This window comes from Streptomyces sp. NPDC047108 (genome assembly GCF_040643575.1).
Lineage (GTDB): Bacteria > Actinomycetota > Actinomycetes > Streptomycetales > Streptomycetaceae > Streptomyces.
Genome location: NZ_JBEYUP010000009.1, coordinates 139,591 through 165,918, shown reverse-complemented (window position 1 = coordinate 165,918; position 26,328 = coordinate 139,591). Strand labels below are relative to the sequence as shown.

The 26,328-nt window shown below is 73.1% G+C and carries 21 protein-coding genes; 6 read left to right on the top strand and 15 right to left on the bottom strand.

Annotated elements, in window-relative coordinates; translation table 11 throughout:
* Nucleotides 1-87: 87 nt before the first annotated feature.
* Nucleotides 88-1,512, bottom strand: a complete 1,425-nt coding sequence (locus ABZ822_RS20105; RefSeq protein WP_360855518.1) for an NAD(P)/FAD-dependent oxidoreductase — start codon at nucleotides 1,510-1,512, stop codon at nucleotides 88-90.
* Nucleotides 1,513-1,832: 320 nt separating this feature from the next.
* Here ABZ822_RS20105 and ABZ822_RS20100 point away from each other — a divergent pair, with 320 nt between their 5' ends.
* Nucleotides 1,833-2,414 (top strand): hypothetical protein, encoded by a 582-nt coding sequence (locus tag ABZ822_RS20100; RefSeq protein WP_360855515.1) that lies wholly within the window; start codon nucleotides 1,833-1,835, stop codon nucleotides 2,412-2,414.
* A gap of 791 nt (nucleotides 2,415-3,205) precedes the next feature.
* Here the strand turns inward: ABZ822_RS20100 and ABZ822_RS20095 are convergent.
* The gene (locus tag ABZ822_RS20095) at nucleotides 3,206-4,081 is read right to left on the bottom strand and encodes an inositol monophosphatase family protein (RefSeq protein WP_360855512.1); all 876 of its coding nucleotides are present in this window, start codon (nucleotides 4,079-4,081) and stop codon (nucleotides 3,206-3,208) included.
* A 248-nt stretch (nucleotides 4,082-4,329) separates the two neighbouring features.
* On the bottom strand, nucleotides 4,330-6,159 hold the full coding sequence (locus ABZ822_RS20090) for a gamma-glutamyltransferase (RefSeq protein ID WP_360855509.1): 1,830 nt from the start codon (nucleotides 6,157-6,159) through the stop codon (nucleotides 4,330-4,332).
* A gap of 310 nt (nucleotides 6,160-6,469) precedes the next feature.
* Between ABZ822_RS20090 and ABZ822_RS20085 the strand changes: the two genes are divergently transcribed.
* Complete coding sequence (locus ABZ822_RS20085) at nucleotides 6,470-7,603, top strand: ADP-ribosylglycohydrolase family protein (RefSeq protein WP_360855506.1); 1,134 nt, start codon at nucleotides 6,470-6,472, stop codon at nucleotides 7,601-7,603.
* A gap of 210 nt (nucleotides 7,604-7,813) precedes the next feature.
* Here ABZ822_RS20085 and ABZ822_RS20080 read toward each other — a convergent pair whose 3' ends face one another.
* From ABZ822_RS20080 to ABZ822_RS20030, 11 genes are all read right to left on the bottom strand, one after another.
* Entirely contained in the window at nucleotides 7,814-9,358 is a 1,545-nt protein-coding gene (locus ABZ822_RS20080) for an NCS1 family nucleobase:cation symporter-1 (protein ID WP_360855503.1), read from the bottom strand.
* 155 nt (nucleotides 9,359-9,513) lie between these two features.
* Complete coding sequence (locus tag ABZ822_RS20075) at nucleotides 9,514-10,515, bottom strand: TIGR03842 family LLM class F420-dependent oxidoreductase (RefSeq protein ID WP_360855499.1); 1,002 nt, start codon at nucleotides 10,513-10,515, stop codon at nucleotides 9,514-9,516.
* Nucleotides 10,516-10,527: 12 nt separating this feature from the next.
* Nucleotides 10,528-11,928: a dihydropyrimidinase gene (hydA, locus tag ABZ822_RS20070; RefSeq protein WP_360855496.1), complete on the bottom strand. Its 1,401-nt coding sequence runs from the start codon at nucleotides 11,926-11,928 to the stop codon at nucleotides 10,528-10,530.
* Nucleotides 11,925-13,238, bottom strand: coding sequence for an aspartate aminotransferase family protein (locus tag ABZ822_RS20065; RefSeq protein WP_360855736.1), 1,314 nt, complete (start codon nucleotides 13,236-13,238; stop codon nucleotides 11,925-11,927). Before ABZ822_RS20065 ends, hydA begins: the two co-directional genes overlap by 4 nt.
* A 20-nt stretch (nucleotides 13,239-13,258) precedes the next feature.
* A complete protein-coding gene (locus ABZ822_RS20060; protein ID WP_360855493.1) occupies nucleotides 13,259-14,101 on the bottom strand; it encodes a nitrilase-related carbon-nitrogen hydrolase in 843 nt (280 codons plus the stop codon).
* 304 nt (nucleotides 14,102-14,405) lie between these two features.
* The gene (locus ABZ822_RS20055) at nucleotides 14,406-15,959 is read right to left on the bottom strand and encodes a hypothetical protein (protein ID WP_360855490.1); all 1,554 of its coding nucleotides are present in this window, start codon (nucleotides 15,957-15,959) and stop codon (nucleotides 14,406-14,408) included.
* Between the two features lie 124 nt (nucleotides 15,960-16,083).
* Nucleotides 16,084-16,479 carry a PPOX class F420-dependent oxidoreductase gene (locus ABZ822_RS20050; protein ID WP_360855487.1) on the bottom strand — a complete coding sequence of 132 codons (396 nt, stop codon included), beginning with the start codon at nucleotides 16,477-16,479 and terminating at the stop codon, nucleotides 16,084-16,086.
* Nucleotides 16,480-16,647: 168 nt separating this feature from the next.
* On the bottom strand, nucleotides 16,648-17,523 hold the full coding sequence (locus ABZ822_RS20045) for a hypothetical protein (protein WP_360855484.1): 876 nt from the start codon (nucleotides 17,521-17,523) through the stop codon (nucleotides 16,648-16,650).
* Nucleotides 17,520-18,434: an ATP-binding cassette domain-containing protein gene (locus tag ABZ822_RS20040; protein WP_360855481.1), complete on the bottom strand. Its 915-nt coding sequence runs from the start codon at nucleotides 18,432-18,434 to the stop codon at nucleotides 17,520-17,522. The genes ABZ822_RS20045 and ABZ822_RS20040 overlap by 4 nt, the downstream gene beginning before the upstream one ends.
* Nucleotides 18,435-18,490: 56 nt before the next feature.
* Nucleotides 18,491-18,766 carry a hypothetical protein gene (locus ABZ822_RS20035; protein ID WP_360855478.1) on the bottom strand — a complete coding sequence of 92 codons (276 nt, stop codon included), beginning with the start codon at nucleotides 18,764-18,766 and terminating at the stop codon, nucleotides 18,491-18,493.
* A 117-nt stretch (nucleotides 18,767-18,883) separates the two neighbouring features.
* Nucleotides 18,884-19,309 carry a hypothetical protein gene (locus ABZ822_RS20030; RefSeq protein WP_360855475.1) on the bottom strand — a complete coding sequence of 142 codons (426 nt, stop codon included), beginning with the start codon at nucleotides 19,307-19,309 and terminating at the stop codon, nucleotides 18,884-18,886.
* A gap of 641 nt (nucleotides 19,310-19,950) precedes the next feature.
* Here ABZ822_RS20030 and ABZ822_RS20025 point away from each other — a divergent pair.
* Genes ABZ822_RS20025 through ABZ822_RS20015 form a run of 3 tightly spaced genes read left to right on the top strand, consistent with a single transcriptional unit; the run spans nucleotide 19,951 to nucleotide 23,427 of the window.
* Nucleotides 19,951-20,187 carry a hypothetical protein gene (locus ABZ822_RS20025; RefSeq protein ID WP_360855472.1) on the top strand — a complete coding sequence of 79 codons (237 nt, stop codon included), beginning with the start codon at nucleotides 19,951-19,953 and terminating at the stop codon, nucleotides 20,185-20,187.
* Nucleotides 20,162-21,187 (top strand): sigma-70 family RNA polymerase sigma factor, encoded by a 1,026-nt coding sequence (locus ABZ822_RS20020; RefSeq protein WP_360855469.1) that lies wholly within the window; start codon nucleotides 20,162-20,164, stop codon nucleotides 21,185-21,187. Before ABZ822_RS20025 ends, ABZ822_RS20020 begins: the two co-directional genes overlap by 26 nt.
* Complete coding sequence (locus ABZ822_RS20015; RefSeq protein ID WP_360855466.1) at nucleotides 21,184-23,427, top strand: M48 family metalloprotease; 2,244 nt, start codon at nucleotides 21,184-21,186, stop codon at nucleotides 23,425-23,427. Before ABZ822_RS20020 ends, ABZ822_RS20015 begins: the two co-directional genes overlap by 4 nt.
* Before the next feature lie 87 nt (nucleotides 23,428-23,514).
* Here the strand turns inward: ABZ822_RS20015 and ggt are convergent, their stop codons facing one another.
* On the bottom strand, nucleotides 23,515-25,332 hold the full coding sequence (gene ggt, locus ABZ822_RS20010) for a gamma-glutamyltransferase (RefSeq protein ID WP_360855463.1): 1,818 nt from the start codon (nucleotides 25,330-25,332) through the stop codon (nucleotides 23,515-23,517).
* A gap of 116 nt (nucleotides 25,333-25,448) precedes the next feature.
* Between ggt and ABZ822_RS20005 the strand changes: the two genes are divergently transcribed.
* Nucleotides 25,449-26,195 carry a hypothetical protein gene (locus ABZ822_RS20005; protein WP_360855460.1) on the top strand — a complete coding sequence of 249 codons (747 nt, stop codon included), beginning with the start codon at nucleotides 25,449-25,451 and terminating at the stop codon, nucleotides 26,193-26,195.
* Nucleotides 26,196-26,328 lie beyond the last annotated feature (133 nt).

Here is a 26,328-nt window from a genome sequence, read left to right as displayed (position 1 = left end):
GCCCAGGGTCGTAGCAGCCGAGTCGTAGGAGCCGCGGGACAGCCGGACCCGGACGGCACTCCCCCGCCTGGAGACCGCCGCGTCCGTTCAGGCCGCGGCGGTCGCCCGGAGCCTGCGCCAGACCGCGCGGGCCGCGTGGTGACCCGACATGCCGTGGACCCCCGGCCCGGGGCTCGTCGCCGAGGAGCAGAGGAACACCGCCGGGTGCGCCGTGGCGTACGGGACGCGGGCGAGCTTGGGGCGCAGCACGGCCTGCAGGCCCGCGAAGGCACCGCAGGCGATGTCGCCGCCGACGTAGTTGGCATTGCGGTCGGCCAGCTCCGCGGGCCCGGCGACGGCGCGCGCGAGCACCAGATCGCGGAAGCCGGGGGCGAACCGCTCGATCTGCCGCTCGATCACATCGGTGGCGTCGCCGCCCCACCCGTTCGGGACGTGCCCGTAGGCCCAGAGGACGTGCTTGCCCTCCGGCGCACGGCTGGGGTCCGCGACGGTCGGCTGGGACGTGATCAGGAACGGCGTCTCGGGCGGCTCGCCGCGCCCGGCGCGGCCGAGCGCGGTGGCGATCTCGCGTGCGGAGGCGCCGACATGGACGGTGCCCGCGCGCCGCGCCTCGGGGGCCGTCCACGGCACGGGGCCGGAGAGCGCGTAGTCGACCTTGAAGACGGCAGGGCCGTAGCGGTACTGCGCGTAGGCGTTGCCGAGCCCGGCGATACGCGCGAGCGAGGTGGGCGAGGTGTCGAAGACGTACGCGCGGGCGGGCGGCAGTTCGTCGAGGCGCTTGACCGTCGTGCCGGTGTGGACCGTGCCGCCCAGGTCGCGGAGGTATCCGGCCAGCGCGTCCGAGATGGCCTGCGAACCTCCGCGCGCCACGGGCCAGCCCCGTGCGTGCGCGGCCAGGGCGAACATCACCGCGATGCCGCCGGTGACGATCGTGCCGGGCCCGGTGATGGCGTGGGCCCCGAGACCGGTGAACAGAGCGCGCGCCCGCTCGTCGTGGAAGCGGCGGTTCAGCAGCGCGGCGGGCTGCGGCCCGAGGAGCGCGAAGCGGGCGTAGCGCGCGGGATCGCGCGGGAATCCGAGCCACGGGGGGCGCAGGAAGTCGGCGGCCAGGGTGTCCCAGTGCCCGATGAAGGGGGCGACGAGGCGCCGGTACGCGCCCGCGTCGCGGTGACCGAGGGATGCGGCGGTCTCCCCCACGGTGTTGGCGAGGACGGCGGCGGAGCCGTCCAGGAACGGATGCGCCATCGGCAGCTCCGCATGCGCCCATTCGAGGCCGTAGCGGTCGAGCGGCATGTCGGAGAAGGCGGGCGACCCCACGCCGAAGGGGTGGACGGCCGAGCACGGGTCGTGCCGGAAGCCGGGGAGCGTCAGCTCCTCGGTGCGGGCGCCGCCACCCACCGCGTCCGCGGCCTCGTACAGCGCCACCGCGAAGCCGCGGCGGGCCAGTTCGACGGCGGCGGTCAGCCCGTTCGGCCCGGCCCCCACCACGACCACATCGAGCATCGACGGCACCGCGAGACTCCTTCGTCATCCGACGGCCGGTCCCCCGGACGGCGACGTGCCGCCACGGGCTCCGCCCAGGATATGCGGCGCGTTCGGCCGGGCGGCTCGGGGCGTCCACTTCCGGCCCGTTCCACGGGAAGTCCGTGGTCCCGGCGGAGGCCGGGGCGGCGGGAGGCAGCGGGACAACCCGTGCCCACTCGGTACAAGACGGCGCCGACAAAGATCACGTAGCACCGCGTGCAGGGCCGGACGGGCGTATTCCGGACGACCCCGGCGGCACTGGCCGGAGAGCTACTGACGCCCTCCGGGAAGGCCTTACCCTCTCGCGCATGGAACGCATCGTCCGCACCGACTTCCGTAAGGTGCATGGCTTTTCGAAGGCGGATACGCTCCCGCTCCTCCCGGCTCGCGTCTGGTCGTCCGCCGAGTGGGACCGCATCCGGCTCGGCTATCGGGCACGCGGCATGGACGAGCGGTGGAACGTCTTCGCCGAGGGCGACCGGCTCTTCCTCCATCGCAGTTGGACGGGACACCGTATCTACGAGGCCGTGTTCGCGCCGGTGCCGGGCGGCCCCGGGGACGGTGAAGCCCGGATCATCACCGGGGCGCTGGTCGAGGGCGACCCGCGGCGCCACCGGCGTACGTCGGACGCCTACGACGCGGTGATGCTGGAGGTCCTGGTGAGTTCGGTGCTGCTCGGAGAGCGCGCCGACGCGGGATGGGAGCGGCTGAGCGAGCTGCGGGGCGGCGAAAGGGCCGCGGAAGGGCCCGGCGCCGCCGAAAGGGCCGAAGGGACCAGCGGGACCGACGGGCCCGGTGGCGCGTGGCCGGCCGGGCCGGGCCACACGGCGCGGCACCCCGGGGTGCTGGGCCTGCGCGCCGCCGAGCACGCGCCCGACGCGGCAGGCTGAACGGCGGGTACGCGGGCGGACGCGAACGGCCGCGGCGAGGGGGCCGGCGCGGACCGGTCCGTGACGTCGGCCCATCGAGCACCCCTGACAGGTCGGAACCCGGGCTGTTCGGAGCATGGCCGCTCGGAACTCAGGCCGTTCGGAACTCAGGCCGTTCGGAACCCGGGCCGCTCGGGGCCCAGGCGCTCGGAACCGGGTCACAGGCCCGGCCCGTTCAGGGCCCAGGCCGAGGGGCCCCGGCCGCACAGGATCCGGGCGAGGCGACAAGGGAGCAGCCCGGAGCCTGCGCCACCTGCATCACCGCGGTGGTGACCCCGTGGAGCGCGCCGGTGCGCGAGACGTGCCGGGGCTCCCTGCCGTCCACGGCGATTGCGCCCTGATCCTCGGCGCACCGGCCACCGCCTGCACCGCGCCCGACGCCACCGTCGGCTCTGCGGCCCGCACGGGCCGGGCCTTGGCGCCGTCACGCCGAGCCCGGCGGCGACGGCGTTCTCCCCGTGGACGGCGTCCTCCCCTTCCGGAGACGCCTCCTCGGTCCGTGAAGGAGGAATCACCCCGGGTCCTCGGCTCCAGCCGCGCTCGGGGCTCAGTCGTGTCCGGGGCTCAGTCGTGTCCGGGGCTCAAGCCGCGCCAGGAGCGGCCAGTTGCCCTCGTCGCGTCAGCGGCCCGAGCGGCGCGGGGGGGGTCTCCGTCCCGGGCGGCGGGGGGTCTCCGTCCCGAGCGGCGCCGGGAGTCTCCGTCCCGGGCGGCGCGGGGAGTCTCCGTCCCGGGCGGCGCGGCGCGCGCTCGGGTCAGGCTCCCGCGTGGGCGGCGTCGCGTCCCGCACCGGCACCGCGCATCAGCGTCAGGAGACGGTCGGCCGTCGCCTCGTCGCGGGCGGCCGTGAACGGGAGGGCGTTCCCTCCGGCGATCCGGAACGGCTCGCCCGCGACCGTCGCGCTCGCCCCGCCCGCCTCCTCGACCAGCAGCAGGCCGGCGGCGTGGTCCCAGGCGTTCTCCCAGCCGAAGGCCACGGCCGCGAGCGCCCCCTGGGCCACCCGCAGATACTCCAGGCCCGCCGAGCCGCACGGCCGCGGCGCGATGCCGTCGACCTCCAGCCGGGCGAGCGCCGCGTCCTCCTTCGGCGTCGTGAAGTCGGGGTGCGAGACCGCGACCTCCAGCACCGCGCCCGCCTCGGGCTTTCCCGTGCGCAGCGGTACGCCGTCCAGCGTGGCTCCCCTGCCCCGTACGGCGAGGGCCATGAGGCCGAGCAGCGCCGGCGCGTACGTCCAGGAGGCCAGCACCTCACCGTGGTGCGCGAGGGCGACGAGCGTGGTGAAGCCGGGGTCGCCGTGCACGAACTGCCGTGTGCCGTCGACCGGGTCGACGATCCAGACCGGCGCCGTCCCGCTCAGCTCGGCGAGGACGCCGCGGTCGGCGTGCACAGCCTCCTCGCCGACCACGACGGAGCCGGGCAGCAGGCGGGTCAGCGAGGCCGTGAGGTGCTCCTCGGCGAGCCGGTCGGCGACGGTCACGAGGTCGTGCGGGCCGTTCTTCTCGACGATCTCGTGCTCGGCGAGCTGCCGGAAGCGCGGCATGATCTCGGCGGCCGCGGCGGAGCGCAGCGCCTCCTCGACGTCGTACAGATGGCGTGCGGCCGCGGGCCCGGACAGGAAGTCATCGATCACCCCGCCATGGAACCACGGACCGCGGACACCCTCGTCGTCGGGCAGGAGGATGCCGGGTGACGTGGAGGTGAAGCCCGCCGGGCCGCACCGCCCGGCCCCGATCACGCGCCCACGCCGGCTCCCGATCACCACGCCAAGGCCCACCCGCAACCAGTCGCCCGTCACAGCCGGCCCGTGACCGGCCGACCCGCAACCAGTCGCCCGTAGCCCGCCGGCCCCTCACCCGGCCGCACGCCGACCGCCGACCCTCACCGGCCGACCGCGTACCCCTGCATCCCGCGCGGGTTCGCGGCCGCGGACAGCACGCCCGTCCCGGGGTCGCGGGCCACCGCGCACAGCCGTCCCTCCGACCACGGCTCGCCCACCGTCACGTCGTGGCCCCGACGCCGCAGACCGTCGACGACCTCCGCCCCGATCCGCGACTCGACGGTGACGCTCCCCGGCCGCATCCCGCGCGGGTGGAAGGACCCGGGGAAGCTGTCGTTGTGCCAGTTCGGGGCGTCGATGGCGCCCTGGAGGTCGAGGCCGCCGCGGACGGCCGCGCGCAGAGCCACCGACAGGAAGAAGTGCAGCTGCCACTGGTCCTGCTGGTCACCGCCGGGCGTGCCGAAGGCCATCACCGGGACGCCGTCGCGCAGGGCGAGCGACGGCGTGAGGGTCGTACGGGGACGGCGGCCCGGGGTGAGCGAGTTGGGCAGGTCCGCCTCGAGCCAGGCCATCTGGAGCCGGGTTCCGAGCGGGAAGCCGAGCGAGGGGACGACCGGATTGGACTGGAGCCATCCGCCGCTGGGCGTCGCGGCGACCATGTTGCCCCAGCGGTCGACGATGTCGAGGTGGCAGGTGTCGCCCGCCGTCGCACCGTCCGCGCCCACCGTCGGCTCCCCCGCGCCGAGCGCCGCGCCGCGCCCCGCACCGGCCCGCCCGAGGGCGTCGGCCTCCCCCGCCATCAGCCGGCGCACATGCTCGCTCAGGACCGGGGTACGCCCGCCAGGACTCCCCGGGCGCAGCGCGTACGAGGCGTCGCGGCCGATCAGGGCGCGCCGCTCACGGCTGTACGCGCGGGCGAGCAGGTCTTCGACCGGTACGGTCCCGGGCCCGCGCGCGTCCCCGTACCAGGCCTCGCGGTCCGCCATCGCGAGCTTGCATCCTTCGATGAGCTGGTGCACGTACTCGGCGGTGCCGTAGGGCAGTTCGGCCGGGTCGTCGGGGAGCAGGGCGAGCTGCTGGAGGAGGGCAGGGCCCTGGGACCATCCACCGGCCTTGCAGATCGTCCAGCCGCCCCACGTGTGGCGGACGGGTTCCTCGTAGGTCGCGGAGAAGGCGGCGAGGTCGTCGCCGGTGAGGGTGCCGGCGTGGCGCTCGCCCGTGGTGTCCAGGGCGGGGCGCGCGGCCGCCTCCGCGAGCGCTTCCGCGATGAAGCCCTCGCGCCAGACGCGCCGTGCGGCCTCGATCTGCTTCTCGCGGTCCCCGCCCGCCGCCTCCGCCTCGGCGACGAGGCGGCGCCAGGTCGCGGCGAGCGCGGGGTTGGTCAGGAGCGCGCCCTCGGGCGGGGGCCTGCCGCCGGGCAGATACAGCGCGGCGGAGGTCGTCCACTCCGTCTCGAACAGCTCGCGCACCGCCTCGACGGTCGACCCGATCCGCTCGACGGGCGGATGGCCGTGCTCGGCGTACCCGATGGCGTGGCCGAGGACGTCGGCGAGATGCAGCGTGCCGTGGTCCCGCAGCAGCAGCATCCACGCGTCGAAGGCGCCGGGCACGGCGGCCGCCAGCGGTCCCGTACCGGGGACGAGGTCGAGGCCGAGCGCGGAGTAGTGCTCGATGGTCGCGCCCGCGGGGGCGGGGCCCTGGCCGCACAGCACCTGCACGCGGCCGTCCGCGGGCGCCAGGATGATCGGAACCTCGCCGGCGGGGCCGTTGAGGTGCGGCTCGACGACATGCAGGACGAACCCGGCGGCGACGGCCGCGTCGTAGGCGTTGCCGCCGCGCTCCAGAACCGCCATGGCCGACTGGGAGGCGAGCCAGTGGGTCGAGGACACCATGCCGAACGTGCCCTGGAGGGTCGGCCGGGTCGTGAACATCGCCGGGGCGCTCCTTCCTGCCGCTACGCGTCGCCCGTACGAGCCGGGCGCCCTGCCCGTACGGGGCCGTACGCGGTACGGGCCTCACCGTACGAGCCACCGGGCGCGCGGGGCGAGCCCCCGGTACCCGCCCGCTCCCCGGATGCGGCCACGCCCGCTGTCCCCGCGCAGGACCGCCCGCTCCCCGGATACGGCCATTCCTCCCCCTCGCCGTCACCACACGGCCGTCGGCCCTCCCCACCGCCGAACGCGCCGCGAAACGACGGGGCCAATCCGTCCCCCCTGCGGCCCGGTCGAGTACACCGGAGACATGACTGCCCATCACACCGCCGCCCCCGGGCCGGTGGCCCTCGCGCCGGACGTCCTCGACGACAAGATCCTCGGCGGCTGGCTCGGACGGATCGCGGGCAACATGCTCGGCAAGCCCGTCGAGCGCGGCGACCACTGGACGCGGCAGCGGATCGACCGGTACCTGCGCCGCGCGGACGCCCTCCCCCTCACCGACTACATCCCGGGGCCGACGCCCGAACACCCCCTGGATCCCCTTGAGTTCGAGCTGCGCCCCGAGTGGCCGGAGTGCACGCGCGGCAACATCAGCGGCAGCGCGCGCGACGACGACGTGGACTACTCCGTACTGGGGCTGCATCTGCTGGAGACCCGCGGCTTCGGGTTCACCACCGAGCAGGTCGGCGACCTCTGGCTGCTGCGCCTGCCGTATCTGCAGACCTTCACCGCCGAGCGCGCGACCTACCGCAATCTGGCGCGGGGGCTGAAGCCGCCGGTCGCGGCGACCGTCGACAACCCCTACCAGGAGTGGATCGGCGCCCTCATCCGCGCCGACATCCACGGCTGGACATCCCCCGGTGACCCGCGCCGCGCCGCGGGCCTGGCCCGTCGCGACGCCGTCCTCTCGCACACGGGCAACGGCGTCTACGGCGCGATGTGGGCCGCCGCGCTCGTCGCCGCGGCGTTCACGGCCTCCTCGGTCCGCGCCGCGCTGGACGCCTCCCTGGAACACATCCCCGCCGGGTCCCGCCTGGCCCGTACGGTCCGCAGGACGGCCGCCCTCCACGACGCGGGCCTGAGCTGGGAGGGCACCCTCGCCGAGCTGGAGACGGAGACCGGGCGGCTGCACTGGATCCACGTGGTGCCCAACGCCGCCGTCCTGACCGCCGGACTCCTCTACGGCGGGGGCGACTTCACGGCCACCGTCGCCCTCACGGTCCGCGGCGGGCTCGACACCGACTCCAACGGCGCGACGGCGGGCTCGGTCGCGGGCGTCTTGTGCGGCGCGTCCGCGATCCCGGCGCAGTGGACCGAGCCGCTGCGGGACACCGTACGGAGCGCCGTCTTCGGCTTCGACGGCGCGCGCATCAGTGATCTGGCGGAGCGCACGGCTCGGCTGGCGCGGATGGAGAGGGAGGCGGGAACGGAGACGCCGTAGTCCGACACGTGGACGCGTCAGCCCGCCTCCTCGGCGCCCAACTGCCCTGCCGGGACAGCACGCAGGGCCCGCCCCTCTTGCGAGAAGGCGGGCCCTGCGAAAGGGCGGGCACTGCGAGAAGGCGGCCCCGACGAGGAGGCGGGCCCTCCGAAGGGCCGGGGCCGGGGCGACGAGACACCGGCCGCGCCCGTCCCGCGCGGACCGCGGACCTCAGCGGGCCCGGTGCTCCGACCGCCGCGGCAGCATCAGCACCGTGTAGAGCACCAGCGACGCCCCCAGGCCCACGGCCCAGCCGTAGTCGGCGAGAGGCTGGAGGAAGGGGACGAGCCCGTCCTCGGGGAAGGGTCCCTTGCCCGGTGCCGAGTACGAGCCGCCGACGGCGAGCAGGCCGCCGACTCCGAAGGCCACGACCGCCCGCCAGTTCCAGCCCGCCGCGTACCAGTAGCGGCCGCCGGGCCGGTACAGGTCGGCCAGGTCCAGCACGGTGCGGCGGATGATCCAGTAGTCGGCGATGAGGATGCCCGCGACCGTGCCGAGCAGTCCGCCGACCACGCCGAGCCAGGTGAAGATGTACAGCTCGGGCGTCTCCGTGAGCTTCCAGGGGAAGATGATGACGCCGACGACACCCGTGATCAGCGCTCCCGTACGGAAGTTGATGACCTTCGGGGCCAGGTTGGCGAGGTCGTAGGCGGGCGAGACCACATTGGCCGCGATGTTGACCGAGATGGTGGCGACGAGGACGGTCACCAGGGCGAAGACCAGACCGAAGGCGTTGTCGGTCTTGCCCGACAGGGCGACCGGGTCCCACAGCGGTTCGCCGTAGACCGCCTGGGAGCCGGAAGTGACCAGGACCGACAGCATCGCGAAGGCGGTCATGGTGGTGGGCAGGCCGAGGGACTGGCCCCAGACCTGGGCGCGCTGGCCCTTGCCGAAGCGGGTGAAGTCCGGGATGTTCAGCGAGAGGGTGGCCCAGAAGCCGATCATGCCCATGAGGGCGGGGAAGAAGACCGTCCAGAACTCGGTGCCCCAGCCGAGCTTCGAGGGCTGGTCGAGGAGCGGCCCGAAGCCTCCGGCCTTGTTCGCGATCCAGATGAGCAGCACCAGCGCGCCCACGAGGACGAACGGGGCGGCCCAGTTCTCGAAGCGCCGCAGGGTCTCCATCCCGCGGTAGATGATGGCGAGTTCGAGCGCCCAGAAGATGACGAAGCAGAGCCACAGCGTCCAGGGGTAGCCGCCGATCTCGCCGGCGCGCTCCCAGCCGCCGCCGAACAGCTTGCCCAGCAGGATGTAGATGCCCTGCCCGCCGATCCAGGTCTGGATGCCGAACCAGGCGCAGGCCACGGCGGCGCGGATCAGCGCGGGCAGATTGGCTCCGCGGAGGCCGAAGGAGGCGCGGGCCAGGACGGGGAACGGGATGCCGTACTTGGGCCCGGCGTGGCCGGTCAGCAGCATCGGGAGGAGCACGATGACGTTGCCGAGGGCGATGGTGAGAACGGCCTGTTTCCAGTCCATGCCGAGGGCGACGAGCCCGGAGGCGAGCGTCCAGGACGGGATGTTGTGGGCCATGCCGACCCACAGGGCGGCGAAGTTGTACGTGGTCCAGTGGCGGCCGGAGACGGGGACGGGCCGCAGGTCCGCGTTCGAGAAGGGGCTGTCGGGCAGTTCGGTGCCGGGCGGGAGCTCCACCCGGCCGTCGGGGTGGGTGACGTGGGCCTGTATCGGGGACGGCGGCACGGCGGCGGGGGCATCGGTCATGGCGGGGCCGTTCGTTCGCGGAGGAAGTGCCTGAACTCCCCGTCGTCCCGCCCCGGAAACGGCGGGGCGGGACGACGGGGACGGTCGGGCGGAGGGCGGGGAGCGGTTCCGGCCCTCCGGCGACGGGCGGTCCGGCGGGCGCCGGACCGGGCGGGTCAGCCGGCGAGGGCGGGGATGATGTGCTCGCCGTAGGCGTCGATGGTGGATTCCTTGGCGTCGTGCATGGCGTAGACCGCGAACTGGTCGACGCCCAGGTCGCGGAGCGTCTGCAGCTTCTCCACATGTGCCTCGGGCGGGCCGAGCAGGCAGAAGCGGTCGACGATCTCGTCGGAGACGAAGTCGGTCGACGGGTTCCCCGCCCGCCCGTGGTGGCTGTAGTCGTAGCCCTCGCGGGCCTTGATGTAGTCCGTCAGCGCCTCGGGGACGAGACCGGAGTGCTCGCCGTAGCGGGCGACCAAATCGGCTACGTGGTTGCCGACCATGCCGCCGAACCACCGGCACTGGTCGCGCGCGTGAGCCAGGTCGTCGCCGACGTAGGCGGGTGCGGCGACGCAGATCGTCACCGCGTCCGGGTCACGGCCCGCCTCCTCCGCGGCGCTCCGCACGGCGCGGACCATCCACTCCGTCAGGAACGGGTCGGCGAGCTGCAGGATGAATCCGTCGGCCTTCTGCCCGGCGAGCGCGAGGGCCTTGGGCCCGTACGCCGCCATCCACACCGGCAGCTTCCCGTCCTTGACCCACGGGAGGCGCAGGGTCTCACCCTCTATCTCCGTCTCCCGGCCCTCGGCGAGGTCGCGGATGACCTCGATCGCCTCACCGAGACGGGCCAGGGTGTTGGGCTTGCGGCCCGCGACGCGCATCGCGGAGTCGCCCCGGCCGATGCCGCAGACGGTCCGGTTGCCGTACATCTCGTTGAGGGTGGCGAAGGTGGAGGCGGTGACCTCCCAGGTGCGGGTGCCCGGGTTGGTGACCATCGGCCCCACGGTCAGCCGCTCGGTGTGCTCCAGGATGCGGCTGTAAATGACGAACGGCTCCTGCCAGAGCACGGCGGAGTCGAAGGTCCAGCCGTACCGGAACCCCTGCCGCTCGGCGCGTTTCATCAGTCCGACGACCGCCGACGCGGGCGGGTCGGTCTGCAGGACGAGTCCGAAGTCCATGGCGGCTCTCTCTCAGATCAGGTTTTGACAGGTGCCGCGGGGCACGTACTGGCCGTGGCCGGCCCGGCCGGTGAACTCGCCCCGGTCGACGACGGTTTCGCCGCGCGAGAGGACGGTCTCGACCTTGCCGGTGATCCGCTTGCCCTCGTACGCCGAGTAGTCCACGTTCATGTGGTGCGTCTCGGCGGAGATGACCTGCTCGGCGTGCGGGTCGTAGACGACGACGTCGGCGTCCGCGCCGGGGGCGATGGTGCCCTTGCGCGGGTAGAGGCCGAACATCCGGGCCGGGGAGGCGCAGGCGATCTCGATCCAGCGACGGCGGGAGATGTGCCCGTCGACGACGGCCTGATGGAGGAGGTCCATGCGGTTCTCCACGCCGGGAAGGCCGTTGGGGATCTTGGAGAAGTCCCCGCGGCCCAGATCCTTCTGCCCGGTGAAGCAGAACGGGCAGTGGTCGGTGGAGACGACCTGGAGGTCGTTGGTGCGCAGGCCCCGCCACAGGGCGGCCTGGTGCTCGCGGGGCCGTAGCGGCGTGGAGCACACGTACTTGGCGCCCTCGAAGTCCGGCTCGGCGAGGTTGTCGGTGGACAGGAAGAGGTACTGCGGGCAGGTCTCGCCGAAGACGTTCAGCCCCATGTCGCGGGCCTGGGCCAGTTCGGCGACGGCTTCCTCGGCGGAGACGTGCACGACGTACAGCGGGGCCCCGGCGACGCGGGCGAGCTGGATCGCGCGGTGCGTGGCCTCGGCCTCCAGCAGCACCTTGCGCACCTCTCCGTGGTAGCGCGGGTCGGTGCGGCCCTCGGCCAGCGCCTGCTCGATGAGGACGTCGATGGCGATGCCGTTCTCGGCGTGCATCATGATCAGGCCGCCGTTCCCGGCGGAGCGCTGCATGGCGCGCAGGATCTGGCCGTCGTCGCTGTAGAAGACGCCCGGGTAGGCCATGAAGAGCTTGAACGAGGTGATGCCCTCCGCGACGAGGAGGTCCATCTCCTTCAGGGTGCCCTCGTTGACGTCCGAGACGATCATGTGGAAGCCGTAGTCGACGGCGCAGTTGGAGTCGGCCTTGGCGTACCAGGCGTCGAGTCCGGCGCGCAGCGGCTGCCCCTGGGACTGGACGGCGAAGTCGATGATCGTCGTGGTGCCGCCCCAGGCCGCGGCCCGGGTCCCGGTCTCGAAGGTGTCGGAGGCGAAGGTGCCGCCGAAGGGCAGCTCCATGTGGGTGTGGGCGTCGACGCCGCCCGGGATCACGTACTTGCCGCCTGCGTCGATGGTCCGGTCGGCGGTCCAGCTCTCCCCCGCCGCGCTGCCGTGCGCGGCGAGGGCGGCGATCCGGCCGTCCTCGATGAGGACGTCGGCGTGGGTCTCCTCGGCGGCGGTGACGACCAGGCCGCCCCGGATGACGGTACGGGTCATGACTGCGTCCTCCCTTCGGTCTCGGACTGCACGCGCTTCAGGGCGGCTTCGAGCATCGCCGCGCCCTCCTCGGCCTCGGCGACGCTGAGCGACAGCGGCGGGGCGATGCGCAGCGAGTGCCCCTCGCGGCCGCCCTTGCCGATGAGCAGCCCCTCCTCGCGGGCGTACTCCAGGGCCAGCGAGGCGGCCTGCGGCGACGGTGCGCCGTCGGCGTCCACCAGCTCGATCCCGATCATCAGGCCGCGGCCGCGCACCTCGCGTACGACGGGCAGCCCGGCGGTGACGGCCCGCAGCCGCTCGATGAGCAGTCCGCCGACGCGGCGGGCGTTGCCCTGGAGGTCGTGCTCGATGAGGTAGGCGAGGTTGGCCTGGCCGGCGGCCATCGTGACCGGGCTGCCGCCGAAGGTCGAAATGGAGTTGGACTCCAGGCAGTTCATGACCTCGGCGCGGGCGACGACACCGCCGATGGACATGCCGTTTCCGATGCCCTTGGCGAAGGTGAGCATGTCGGGTGGGCCGTGCTCGGCGTGCGCCTGCCAGCCCCAGAAGTGCTCGCCGGTCCGTCCCCAGCCGGTCTGCACCTCGTCCGAGATCCACAGGATGCCGTGGCGGGCGAGGACTTCGCGGAAGGCGGCGAACAGTCCGTCGGGCGGGAGGGTGAACCCGCCGACGCCCTGCACCGGTTCGGCGATCATCGCGGCGACCGTCTCGGGGCGCGTCTGCCCGAGCATGTCCTCCAGGTCCGCCACGCAGGCGCGGATGAACTGATCGTCCGTCAGCTCCGCGTACGGGCCGCGGTTGCGGATGCCGCCGTGCACGTACAGCGTCTGCAGCGGCGACAGACTCGTCGGCGACCAGGCGGAGTTGCCCGTGATGCCGACGGTGGAGAAGGAGCGCCCGTGGTAGCTGTTGCGCATCGCCAGGATCTGGTTCGACCGGCGGTACGTGGTGGCCAGCAGCAGCGCCGCGTCGTTGGCCTCGGTGCCGGAGGTGGTGAAGAAGACCCGGGCGTCCGGGATCCCGGAGAGCGTGGCGATGCGCTCCGCCAGGTCCACCATGGGGCGGTTGAGGTAGAGCGTGGAGCTGTGGATGATGCGGCCGGCCTGCTCCGCGACGGCCTTGGTCACCTCGGGCAGCGCGTGCGCCGTCATCGTGGTGAGGATGCCGCCGAAGAAGTCGAGGTAGCGCCGGCCCTCGGCGTCCCAGACATGACGGCCCTCGCCGTGGGTGATCTCCATCGGGTCGCGGTAGTACATCGCCAGCCAGTCGGGCATGACGGCCCGGTGACGGCCCAGCAGCGCCGGGTGCATCTCGGGGTGGGACTGCGACGTCACGGCTGGACCAGCCCCTCGTACGCGTCGGGGCGCCGGTCACGGTAGAAGGCCCACTGCTGCCGGACCTCCTCGATCATCCCCAGGTCGAGGTCCCGGACGACGAGCTCCTCCTCCTTGTCGCTGGCGGTCTCGCCCACGAACTGGCCGCGGGGGTCGACGAAGTAGCTCGTGCCGTAGAAGTCGTTGTCCCCGTACTCCTCCTGGCCGACGCGGTTGATCGCGGCGATGAAGTACTCGTTGGCGACGGCGGCCGCGGGCTGCTCCAACTGCCAGAGGTAGGCGGAGAGTCCGCGGGAGGTCGCGGAGGGGTTGTAGACGATCTGGGCGCCGTTCAGGCCGAGTTGACGCCAGCCCTCGGGGAAGTGGCGGTCGTAGCAGATGTAGACGCCGACCTTGCCGACGGCGGTGTCGAACACCGGCCAGCCCAGGTTCCCCGGCTTGAAGTAGTACTTCTCCCAGAACCCCTTGACCTGGGGGATGTGGTGCTTGCGGTACTTGCCCAGGACGGTGCCGTCCGGGTCGATCACGACCGCGGTGTTGTAGTAGAAGCCCGACTGCTCCACCTCGAACACCGGGACCACGATGACCATGCCGGTCTCGCGGGCGAGGTCCTGCATCCGGCGCACGGTCGGCCCGTCGGGCACGGGCTCGGCCCAGCGGTAGTGCTCGGGCTCCTGCACCTGGCAGAAATAGGGGGCGTTGAAGACTTCCTGGAAGCCGATCACCTGGGCGCCCTGACGGGCCGCTTCCCGGGCGTGCTCCTCATGCTTCGCGATCATGGACTCGGTATCGCCGGTCCAAGTCGCCTGGACCAGTGCGGCGCGGACGACATTGGCCATGAGCTGCTCCTTCAGTGCGCTGTACGGGCGCGGCAGGGCCGTTCCCCTCCGGGTTCAAGGGAGCTGAGTACGCGGCCTCTACGGGCGTAGATGCGAACGTAGATGGAGAACGTAAGCCCCGCTACGCACCGTGGCAAGACCATAGCCCGTACGCCGCCCGACTCGGTCACGTTTCGTGCCGCAACGGGCCACATCGGGCACTCTGCGTGTCCCCGGCTGTCCCTCCTGGGGGCGAATTCCGGTCACCGTGTCCGCTGCTGTTCCCCTTCTTTCCCGCACGTCCGCGCGGGGAATCCCGCCGCGCTCAGACCGTGTCGGGCACGCCCTGCAGCCCCGCGAGACGCAGCACATGGGCGAGGTCGCGCAACCGGTGCGTGGAGACGCCGGCGGCAGCGTCGAGGAGCAGCGGCACCAGCGTCTCGGGGTCCGTCTCGGCGACGCGGGCCGCCTCCTCGGGCGTACGGGACCGCAACAACGCGTCGAGCAGGGTGCCGATCTCGCCGGTGCGCTCCTCGGCGCGCAGAACGAAGACGGTGGCGGCGAGTTCGGGCGCGGGCCGGGCAACCGCCTGGCGCAAAAGGGCACGGCAGTCGTCACCGCGGCCGTGGTCCGCGAGGGCGGCGGCGGAGGCTGCGAGCGCGGGCGGCGGCAGGCACGACGCCTCCCACAGCAGGGTCGCCACGTCCGCCGCGAGACCGGACCGCTCCAGCGCGGCGAGGAGCAACGGCAGCATGTCGGCCGGCCAGGCGGCGGCCTCGCACAGCAGGACGTACGCCTCGCCGCCGCGGCCCTCGGCGCGCAGGGCGGCGAGCCGGGCCACGGCCTCGTCGGTGGCCCGCCGGGCGGCGGCGAGTTCGGGGGACGGCAGCGGGGCGGCGGTGGCGGACGGATCGCGGTCGGAGCGGCGGTCGCGGTCACGGCCGCGGTCTCCGCGCCGGCTCGCTCGCGATGGCTTGGGGGCGCGCGGCTGCTTGGCGGGCGCACGGGCACCGGCGAACCGCGCGCCGCGCGGTGTTCCGGAGTCCGGGGCCGGAGCATCGGCGGTGTCGGGGACGGCCGCGGGGCCGGGGGCGTCGGCCGTGCCCACGATCCCGGCGAACCGAGCGCCCCTCAACGGCATGTCGCGGCCGTCGTCAGGTCTTCGGGTGGGCGCGTACCGCGGATCGGCGGAGGCGGGATCGGTGCGGGCGGGATCAGCGGACGCCGGGTCGGTGTACGTGGGGTCGGCGTACGCGGGGTCGGTGTACAGGGGGCCGCCGTCAGCGGGATCGGCGGACGTGGGGTCGGCCGATGCCGGGGCACCGTACGAGGTGACGCCGCCCGGCGGGCGCACGCCCCGCTCCCGCGCCTCGCCGCGCTCCAGTGTCTCCAGCCGCCCCCGGAGCTCGTCGCAGCGGGCCGCCGCCCGCTCGCGGTCGTCGCGCGCCCACGCCAGTTTCGCCTCCAGCCGTCCGGCCTCCGACCGGTCCTCGACCGAGGCCAGGGCCGTGTCGAGTTCCCGCTCGCGGGTGCCCGCGTGCGCGTTCTCCCTCAGCATCACGTCCAGCCGGTCGAGCAGGGCGCCGCGGTCCCCCACCCACCGGTCGTACGCGGTGATCGCCGCGTGGTGCAGCTCGCGGGCGCGCGGCCGGCGGCTGTCGGCGAACTGCGTGCCGTGCCGCACGGCCAGGTCCTGGAGAAGGGAGTCCACGACGTCCCACGGCAGGACCTCGCGGCCCTCCAGGCACGCCCGTACGCCGTCGGGGTCGCGCTGCGCGAACACCCCGTACCAGCCCGACTCCGGATCCAGCGCGTCCAGGAGTTGACGCAGATACCCGGCGAACTCCACCACGTCGCCGGGGAGTTGTTGGTCCAGCACTGTCCGGCCCCTCTCCCCCGGAGGCCGCGGCCTCCGGGCCTGCCGGCCATTCGACACCGGCGGGATGTGGCCGGTGTGACAGCCGTGCTACAGACAGTTTTCGGATGGCGCACGCGCCGGGGTGTCAGAGCGTGATCGCGATCCCGGTGTGCGGCCGCTTCCCGAGACGTACGAGCGCGCCCCCGCCGTCGACGATCCGGAAGCGCCAGCCGTACTTGCGGGTGAGCAACTGCCGTACGCGGCGCAGCCCGTCGGCGTCCAGCAGCTCCGCCTCGCCGTCCACCACCGCGGCGCCCTCGGCGACATGGCCGCGGGCGTCGCAGGGGGTGACGGTGACCCGGCCGCTGTTACGGATGCGCTTGACCTTGCCGGAATCGCTGCGGGTCCACACGTAGAGGCGTTCGCCGTCGGTCGCGGCCCAGACGGGCGTGGCCACGGGGGTGCCGTCACGACGGTGGGTCACCAGGCTGACGTACGGACTGCGGCCGAGCTCGGCCGGGACCGTCGGGGGTGGCGTCATGCCACCCGAGCCTAGTACCGGAACGGTGTTCGCCGGGGCGGATCGCAGCGTTGGAGCGGGGAACCGCTGGTCGGGGCGGGGTGAGGCGCGCGGTCGAGTCGCCGATCTCCACCCGCAGCCGCCGCGGCGCCGATCCCGTCGCGGAGAGGTTCGCAGGCGCGGCGGTGCTCAGTGCCCCGCGACGTCGTGTCGGCGGTAGGCCCAGAGCCCTGCCGCCGTGATCAGCACGGTGTACAGGCAGAACACAGACGTCGCCGTCGGCGTGGACAGATGCGATCCGACCAGCGCCTGCGCGAAGGGCCGGTCGTCGGCCGGGTAGGCGGAGACGTCGGTGAGCATGGCCCTGCCTGCCGCGAACGGCAGCCAGTCACCCACGCCCTTCAGGCCCGGTACGTATCCGAGCAGCCCTCCCACGAGACGCTCGCCGATCAGCGGCCACATGCAGAGGATCAGTACGGGAACGATCCGGCTGCGGACCAGGGCCACCAGCGCCAGGCACAGCAGTGCCCAGCACCCGACCCACAGGACGAAACGGAGGGTGGGCACCAGGACTCCGGCCCACGCCGGTTGAGGAGCTCCCGCCACGGCCAGGACGAGTGCCGAGGACACGCCGCCCAGCAGCGCGCTTCCGGCCGCCACACCGGCCCCGACCAGGAATCCGACCACGCACTTCGCCGCGTAGGCGGTGCTCCGTCCGTTCGATGCCAGCCACGTCGTGCGCGCGGCTCCCCTGACCAGATCGGTCGATACGGGTCCGGTGCCGAGGACGAGCATGAAGAAGCAGAGGGCCGGGACCTGTGTCGCCAGCGGGGTCCACGCGATGACATCGGCCATCGTCGCCGAACCGACCGCGCGGTCCCTGTCGAGGTCGAGCAGGACCGTGATGCCCGTGAGCAGGCTCAGGACCGCAACCACGCCGAGCAGCACCCAGGTCGAGCGGAGTCCCGCCAGATGCCGCCACTCGTACCGGCATGCCCTGCGGAATGCTTCGGCAGGGGTGACGACCACCGGTGTCCTCGACGCCGGCGTTGCTGTTGACCTCACGAGATCGTGAACTCCTCTTCCGCGATGCCCAGATAGAAGTCCTCCAGGGACGGCCCTTCCTCGTGCAGCCAGTACAGCGGCACCCCGCTGTCCGAGGCGAGGGTGCCGATCTGTATCCGGTCCAGGCCCTGGACGTTCGCGCCCTGTCCGCCGGTGGGCACGAGCAGCCCGCCCCGCGCCTCGACCAGGGCGGCCAGCTTCGGCAGATCCGGCGTCTGCACGGTCACCACCCGCCGGCTGGCCGCGTCGGCCAGCAGCTGCGCCATCGGCGAAGCGGCGACGACCCGGCCACGCGACAGCACCACGACGCGGTCGGCGAGCTGCTCCATCTCGCCCAGAAGGTGACTGGACACCAGGACCGCCCGGCCCTGGTCTGCCTGGGACCGGAGGAAGTCGCGCAGCCAGCGGATCGCGTGGGGGTCGAGCCCGTTCGCGGGTTCGTCGAGGATCAGCGCGGGCGGATCGCCGAGGAGGGCCTGAGCGATGGCGACCCGCTGCGACATTCCCAACGACAGCTGCGCGAGCCGCAGATGGGCCGCGTCCGTCAGTCCGACGGTCTCCAGAAGCTCGTCGACGCGCCGGTCCGGCGCCGCGGAACCGGCGGCCACCATCCGCAGATGGGTCCGCACGCGGTGCTTCGGATGGCCGGCCACGCCTCCGAGGACCGCACCGACGACCGTTCCGGGCGCACCCCATGCGTGCAGCCTGCGTCCGAGGAAGAGGGTCCTGCCCTCACCGTGCAGCAGACCGAGCATCAGCTGGATCGTGGTGGACTTCCCCGCGCCGTTCGCGCCGACGAAGCCTGTCACCTCGCCGGCGTGGAGGGTGATCGAGACGTTGTCCAGAACCCGCTTGGCACCGAAGGACCGGCCGAGGCTCTGCGCCTCGACCAGCACGTCGCCCTTTTCCACGCGCGCTTCCCCTTCTGAGTTCAATAGCCGGAACAGCCGCCGTGACGGGACAGCCCTCAGTTCCTCACGAGGGCAATCAACTGCCAGGCCAGTACCGCGTGCACGAGAATGCAGGTGCCCCAGGTCCCGATCCCGCGTGAGCCATGACGGAATACGGTCGTCCATGCTGCCGCGACCAATAGGACGGACAGGATGCAGAACACCCAGGAAATGGCGAGCCAAGGCGTGGAAAGTTCCGTGAGCAGCCTGATGGCCGCCAATGGGGCAAGCGCCAGAAGAGGCAAGGCCCACGTGCCTTGGGTGGCCGTTCGGGAAATACTGGTATCGGTCATCTGAAACGCTCCGTGTCGCCGTGTCGCCCTGTGCCGGATGCCGGTCGGGTCTGCCCGGGCAGACCCGACCGGCACCGGATCAATCAGAGGGCCGCAAGTGCCGCGGCCCGAGAGTCATCAGCGGAGGGCGTTGTAGATCTCAAGGAGCGTCAGGCCCGGGGAAACGGCCGCGAGAGGGGCCCGGACCCACCAGGACAGGCCGTCGTACCACTTCTTGAAGTCGCTGAACTTGCCGCCGATGGCCTTGGCGAAGCCGCCGACCCTGCTGAAGGCGGCCCGGATGGCGCTCCACTTGCTCGCGGCCGAGAACTGACCGTTGGCCATCTTGTTCATCTCGGTCCGCTCGGCGGCCGAGAGGTCGGCTGCCAGCGGGCTCGCCAGCAGGGCACGCGCGGCCTGCTGGGCCTGGGCCTGCTGCGTGGCCGACACGGTCTGCGGAGCGGCCGCGGGGGTCTGCTGCGCCTGGGCCAGGCCGGCGCCGCCGCCGATGGCGATGGCGGTGACGGCCGAAACAGCCGCCATCCGCAGAGTATTACGGTTCATGTACAATCTCCCTTGCGTGTATATCGCAAGGGGGAGGAAGCCCGGACGGGCGACCTGAACAGGCGTGGAAACCAAAGGTCCCCCCGGACTTCTTCCCCCGATTTTCCGCACCTTTTGGATCCTGGCGTTGGGTCAGATCACACAGAGGAACTGACTATCCCGCCCTCCGACCCGGATGGTCGTCCGGGGCCTTCGGTGCGACAGGAACATAACATGAGTTCCGATCACTTGGCCACCAATGATCTTCCCCTCCACCGGTAACTCACCGTTCTCGACAGCGGTTAGACGCCGGGTCAGCGGAGGGGAAATCCGCGGCAGTTCGTTCAATGCGCCACCCGGAGCGCCGTCAGTTTTGGAACGGCCGGTCCGCAAAGAGGAGTTGCCGCCGTCATCGGCGCCGACGGATGTGCAGGCACATCGCCCCCCGTCCCCACCGGCATCATCGTGGCCGCCCGGCACACCCTGGTGAAGCCGGTCGTGCGAGCCAGGGGGATCCGCCGGAGGTTCTCCTCGTGCCCACCGCGGTCCCGCCGGGACCGGCCCCTGCACATTCCTCGGAAACGGCGGTGAACACATCGGGCGCGTACGCCTGTTACCAGGTGTGGACCGAAGCGACCGAACGAAAGGCAGGGGGTGGGGTGATGGTGGCCGAGCCAGTGATCGTCGCCGTCGTGCTCTCCGTGGCCGCGGCCGTACCGAGAGTCGTGCTGTTCTGGCTGATGTCGAGGGAACGGAAGCGTATCTTTTCCCTTGCGCTGCACGCAGGGCGCACCGATGTCGTCATGGAGCACAGCGGCCCGGAGAGCGCCCGGCTGGCCCTGCGGGCGGGGTGCGCGGAGCGAGGGGGATGCGGTGACGACCGAATCGGCCAGAGCTGACGACGCCGCAGGCGCGGGGACGCCCGGGGAGTCCGCCGCGCACGAGAGCCCCGGCGTGTCCGGTGAGCCCGGCGCGCACGAACACCCCGGCAATCACGTGGACCTGGGCAGGCGCGCGAACATCGCCGGACGCGCCGACCTCGCCGGACGCGCGGACACCGGCCCGTACGAGGACTTCGGCGCGTTCTTCGAGCGGACCTTTCCCGGCATGCTGGCGCGCGCCTTCGTCCTGTGCGGTCATCGCCAGGACGCCGAGGACGCGGTGCAGGAGGCGTACGCGGAGGCGTTCCGCCGGTGGGACCGATTACGTGCCTACGACGCCCCGGACGCCTGGGTCCTGCGGATCGTCCGGCAGCGGCTGGCAGCCGTCTCCCGGCGCCGGGCCCGCCGGCGCACCGTCGAACTGGACTCCGTCCCGCACCCTCCGGCGGCCGCCGTGGAGCGGACCGTCGAGGCGCGTGCCGTCCTGACCGCACTGGCCGCGCTGCCGCAGCGGCAGCGCACCGTGGTGGTCCTCCACTGTCTGCAGGGCATGTCGCAGGAGGCCGTCGCGGAGGAGTTGGGGCTGAGCCGCGGCGGCGTCGCGGCCAGCCTGTTCAAGGGCCGCAAGAGGCTGGAGAAGGTGCTGGGCATGCCGGAGAGGGGAACCGGCGCTGCCGGTGAACGGGCCCGTGGCCGCGACGCGTTGGTGGGTCCTGGCGTGCCCGGGGCGCGTCCCGCCGCCGGGCTCCCGGGCCCCGGCGATCCGCGGTACGACCTGTCCTGGCTCCCCGGACCGGCCGAACAGTCCGCGCTCCCCGAACTCCTGCGCCGTACGGAGGTCTGGCTCCGCGGGGGGTTCACGGCGGACCGGCGGACGATGGAACGGATCCGCGACGCGGTGACGGCGCCGCACCACGAGGCGACAGCGCCGGGCGACGGAGTGAAGCGGGAGGCGGAGCCCGGCCCGTACCGTGCGGGCGACGACGTGCCCGGCGGCGCACACGGCGGTGGGGCGTGAGCGCGGCCCTGCGGGCGTTGCTCGCGCTCGCGCTGGTCGCCGGGTTCTACGCGCTGGCCTGGACGATCCTCCTCGTCTACGGCGCGCTCGCCCTCCTCACCCTCTATCTGGTGTTCAGCTCGGGCGAGCCGCTGTCGTCGCCCACCCCGCTCTATCTCGTCGCGTTCGGCGCCCCGGCGGCCGTCGCGCTCGTACGCGGTCTGTTCACCGGCGGAGCCACGCCCGACCCGGAACCGGGTTCGGTACGGGTCGGCCCGCGGCAGGCCCCCGAACTGTGGCGGACCGTACGGGAACTGGCCGAGCGCGTCGGGGCCCCTGCCCCCACGGAGATCCGGCTCACGCTGGACGTCAACGCCGCGGTCAGCGAGGAGACCCGGTTCGGCTTCGGCGTCGCGCAGCGGCGGATGTACATCGGGGTGCCGCTGCTGGCCGGGTTGTGCGCCGACCAGATGCGGGCGGTGCTCTGCCACGAACTCGGCCACTACGCCCGCCGCCACACCCGCTTCGGCGCCACCGTCTACCGCGGCTCGGTCGCCCTCGACACCGCCCTGCGCGGTATCGCGAAAGCGGCGGCCGGCAACCGGATGGTCGCCGCCTACTCCGGTCTGCAGTTCCGGGCGCTGTCGGCGTACGCGTGGCTCTACGACGCCGCGTCGTTCGCCGTACGCCGCCGCCAGGAGTTGGAGGCGGACGCGGCAGCCGCCGCCGTGGCGGGGAGGGACGCGACGGCCGAGGCGCTGTCCCTGGTGCACTCGCTGGACGCGGCGTGGCAGGACTTCCGCACCCGTTTCCTCGACCCGATGCGGGAGATCGGCCGCGTACCCGACGATCCGCTGCGGGCGTTCGGGCTCATGGTCACCGACCCCGACTACGAGGCGGCGCTCGCCCGGAGCACCCGCGCGCTGCCGGAGCGGCCCCGGTCGCGGTTCGACTCCCACCCCCCGCTGGTGCGGCGCCTCGCTGCCCTGGACGGGTGCGCGGGGGCCCCAGCCGTACGCGACCGTTCCCCCGCGCTGACCCTGCTGGGCGGCCCGTCGGGGACCGTGCCGGAGGGGGTGTGGTCGGCGCTGATCCGTCAGGGCGCGGAGCGCCGCCTGGAGCACCGGCCGTGGCAGGACTGGACGGACGACGCGGCCGAACTGCAAGTGATCCGCGCCATCGAGGAGTTGGGCGAACCGGCCGGTCTCATCGGCGGGGCCTCCGGGGTGTCCGGTGGGGCATCCGGTGCGGCGCGGGACGGAACCTCCGGCGGGCGGTCCTTCGCCCCGGGAGCCGCGGGGGCCCCGACGCTCGGCGACCTGCTGCACCTGCTCGAGGCAGGGCGGGGCCCCGAACTGGCGGACGCCCTCCGCGACACGCGCTGGGGCGCGCGGCAGTGGGGCGGCCTCGGTGAGGAGCAACTGTTCACCGCCGTATGGGCGTTGGTGGGGCAGGGCCTCGTCGCGGCGGGCAGGGCGAGCTGGAGCGTCGAATGGACCGGGCCCGGACGCCTCGTGACGCTGGACTCCGACGCCGCGGAGCTGTACGCCCGGGTGCGCTCCGCGGTCGAACGGCCCTCCGAGATCGCGGCGCTCCGCTTCCACCTGGTCCTCTGCGGCATCAACACCGGTGTCCCGCTGGACGAGTTCGGCCCGGCCTCGTCGCCGGCGGTTCCGCCTCGGCCGCCGGGCATGCTTCCCGACACGGCGGCGGACCGGAAGGGCGCGGTCAACGTCGCCGCCCTCACGGCGGTGATCGTCATCGCGGTGATCTTCTTCGCGGGCTTCATGAAGGACGACCCGCCGTCACCGGGACCGGCGGCGGTCAGGCCGGTGGACCAGCCGGCGCTGGGCGTGCCGCCGCCCGCCTACCCCACGCCGTACGACACCGCGCCCGGCGCGGTCACGCCGCCACCGGCGCTGCCGTCCTCCTCGGCGTTCCCGTCGTCGTCACCGTTGCCGGGCCTCTCGTCACCGGCGGGGGGTTCGGCCGCCCCGGGCCTGCCGTACCTCCGCCCGACGCGCTCGTGCGGGCCGTCGGACCTGTCGGTCGGCGGGGCGTGCCTTCCTTTCCTGGACCTGCGGGCGACGCATGTCGTCACGGTCCGCCCGGGCGACACGCTCTCGTCGGTGGCGTGCCGGTACCGGAGTTCGGTGGCGGAACTGGTCCGGATGAACGGTCTGAAGAGCACCGGACTCCGTGTGGGCCAGCGGCTCACCGTCCCGGGCCCGGCAGGGCTCACGCGCACGGGCTGCGGGTGACCCCCGGGCGCGAAGGCCGGCGGCTCACCCGGTGCGGGTGAGCCGCCGCGCATCGCTCACGTCGTGGTGAGCCCGGGCACCAGAGGCTTACGGCCGTCCCGTCGGGTGCACCACCATCGCCGAGCCGCCGCCCCTGCGGGTCTTCTCCGCGGCGGCCAGCCAGCGGCCGTCGGGGAGGCGCTGGATGCCGGTGGCGGCGCCGATCTCCGGGTTCTGCTTGAACGTGTGGCCCACGGCTTCGAGTTCACCGCGCACCGGGCTGTTCCACAGGCCCGGCTCGATCTCGGTCGTGGCCGCGTTGCGCTGGCTGGCGCGCGGTGCGGCGATGGCGTCGACGAGCGGAAGGCCGCGGTCGAGGTGACCGGTCAGGGTCTGGAGCACGGTGGTGATGATCGTCGCGCCGCCCGGCGAACCGAGCGCCACCACGGGCCGCCCGTCGTCGAGCACGATCGTCGGCGACATCGACGAGCGCGGCCGCTTTCCGGGACCGGGAAGGTTCGGGTCGTGGACGGCCGGGTCGGCGGGGGCGAAGGAGAAGTCGGTCAGCTCGTTGTTGAGCAGGAAGCCGCGGCCGGGGACGGTGATGCCGCTGCCGCCGGTCTGCTCGATGGTGAGGGTGTACGCGACGACGTTGCCCCACTTGTCGGAGGCCGTCAGATGCGTCGTGCTCTCGCCCTCGTACGTCGTGGGCGCGGCCTTGTCGCCCGCCGTGCAGTCCGCCGGGTTCCGCGGGTCACCGGGCGCGACCGGGCTCTTCAGCACCGCGTCGTCGCGGATGAGGCAGGCGCGGGAGTCGGCGAAGCGCTGCGAGAGCAGCCCCTTCGTCGGGACGTCCTCGTGCGCCGGGTCCCCGACCCACCGGCCGCGGTCGGCGAACGCGATCCGGCTCGCCTCGATGAACCGGTGCAGGTACTGCGCCTGGCTCAGCTTCGAGAGGTCGCCGTTCTCCAGCATGTTGAGCGCCTCGGCGACCGTGGTGCCGCCGGAGGAGGAGGGCGCCATGCCGTACACGTCGAGCCCCCGGTACGCGGTCCGCGACGGCGCCTGGTGCTTCACGCGGTACGCCCGCAGGTCCTTCTCGCGCAGGTCGCCGGGGCGCGCCACACGGTCCGACGCGGGATCGACCGGGGGCTTGCGGACGGTGTCGACGATGTCGCGGGCCATCGGGCCCGCGTAGACGGCGTCGGCGCCCTTCCGCGCGAGTGTGGCGTAGGTCTTGGCGAGGTCGGGGTTCTTGAAGGTGGAACCGACCTCCGGCAGCCGGCCGCCGGGCAGGAAGAGGTCCGCGGAGGCGGGGAAGTCGCGGAAGCGGGCCTCGTTGTCCGCGGTCTGCTGCCGGAAGGTGGCGTCGACGGTGAAGCCGTCGCGGGCGAGGCGCTCGGCGGGCTTCAGCACCTGGCCCAGGGACTTGGTGCCCCAGGCGTCCAGCGCCGTGTCCCAGGTGGCGGGCGTGCCGGGGGTGCCGACGCTCAGCCCGCTGGTGACGGCGTCGGCGAACGGGACCGGTGTGCCGTTCTCGATGAAGAGGTTCTTGTCCGCGCTGAGCGGGGCGCGCTCGCGGCCGTCGATCGTCCGCACCGTGCGGTGCCTGGCGTCGTAGTAGACGAAGTAGCCCCCGCCGCCGACCCCCGCCGAGTACGGCTCGGTGACGCCGAGCGCGGCGGCGGTGGCGACGGCCGCGTCCACCGCGTTGCCTCCACGCCGCAGCACCTCGATGCCCGCGGCCGAGGCGTCGGGGTCCACGCTCGCGACGGCGCCTCCGTGGCCCACCGCGACGGGGGACTTGGGTGGCGTACCGGCCGGGCCGTGACCCGGTGGCGAGGAGGGCGCGGCGGCGGCCGCCACGGAGACGACGGCCGCTCCGGCGGCCAGCAGCGACAGACTCCGGACGGCGGAACGACGCATGGGACCTCCATGGGAACGCTGTGGGGCCGCAGCCTATCCCGGGGTCCGCGGGCCGTCAGCAGAGCGATGTCGCACCTCTCGAACAGAGGTGCGTGACGGCGCTACCATCCCGGCCCATGAACGACGACGTGCGCAACATCGTCCTCGGCGTGGTAGCCGCCGGCATCAGCGCCGCCATCGGCTGGTGCGTGCGTACGTATCTGTGGCGCCGCAGACTCCGCCGCAAGCAGCGCTTCTTCGGGCTGCCCACGAACTCCGAGTGCCTGCTGGTGGTGAACCGTGCGGCCGGCAGCGGCGACTGGACGGTCGCGCGGCGCGACGTCTTCGCGCTCCTGGAGCTGTCCGCGATCATCAAGGACTGCGGGGCGAACGCCCAGATCGTGGCGCATGACGCGGCGGAGCAGGGCTTCGGGGAACGGACGGAGTTCTGCATCGGGGGCCCGGTGTCGAACCAGCGGATGGCGGCGCACCTGCGCTCGCTGCTGCCGGGTGTCGTGGTGAACACCGACAGCGAACCGGGGCCGGACCGCGGTGCCTTCACGATCGGCGGCGAGCGCTACCGGATGGACAAGGGCACGGTCGAGCACGTGCTGCTGGCCCGGCTGACCGGCGGGCTGGACGGCCGTCCCGTCTTCCTCGCCTCCGGCCAGCACTCCAACGCCAACCACGCAGCCGTGCGGTATCTGGCGCGGAACCACACCCGGCTGGCCCGCAAGTACGGGGGGCACACCTTCGCGCTGCTGCTGAAGGTGGTCAACTCGGACGCGTACGGGCCCGACGTGGTCGAACTCGTCGCGGACGTCACGCGGGCGGCGTCGAGCCCGGCTCCGGAGCCCAGCACCCCGCCGTCCGGGGATAGTTGAGCGTCAAAGATTGTTACTGAGGCGTAACTCACCTCTGCGTTACCAGCGGTAGTGGCCAGAGGTTACCTTCGGGTTACTTTGCAGCGCGCGTGCTGACACCCCACACGTCAGCACCGACGTCAGGAGCCGACCC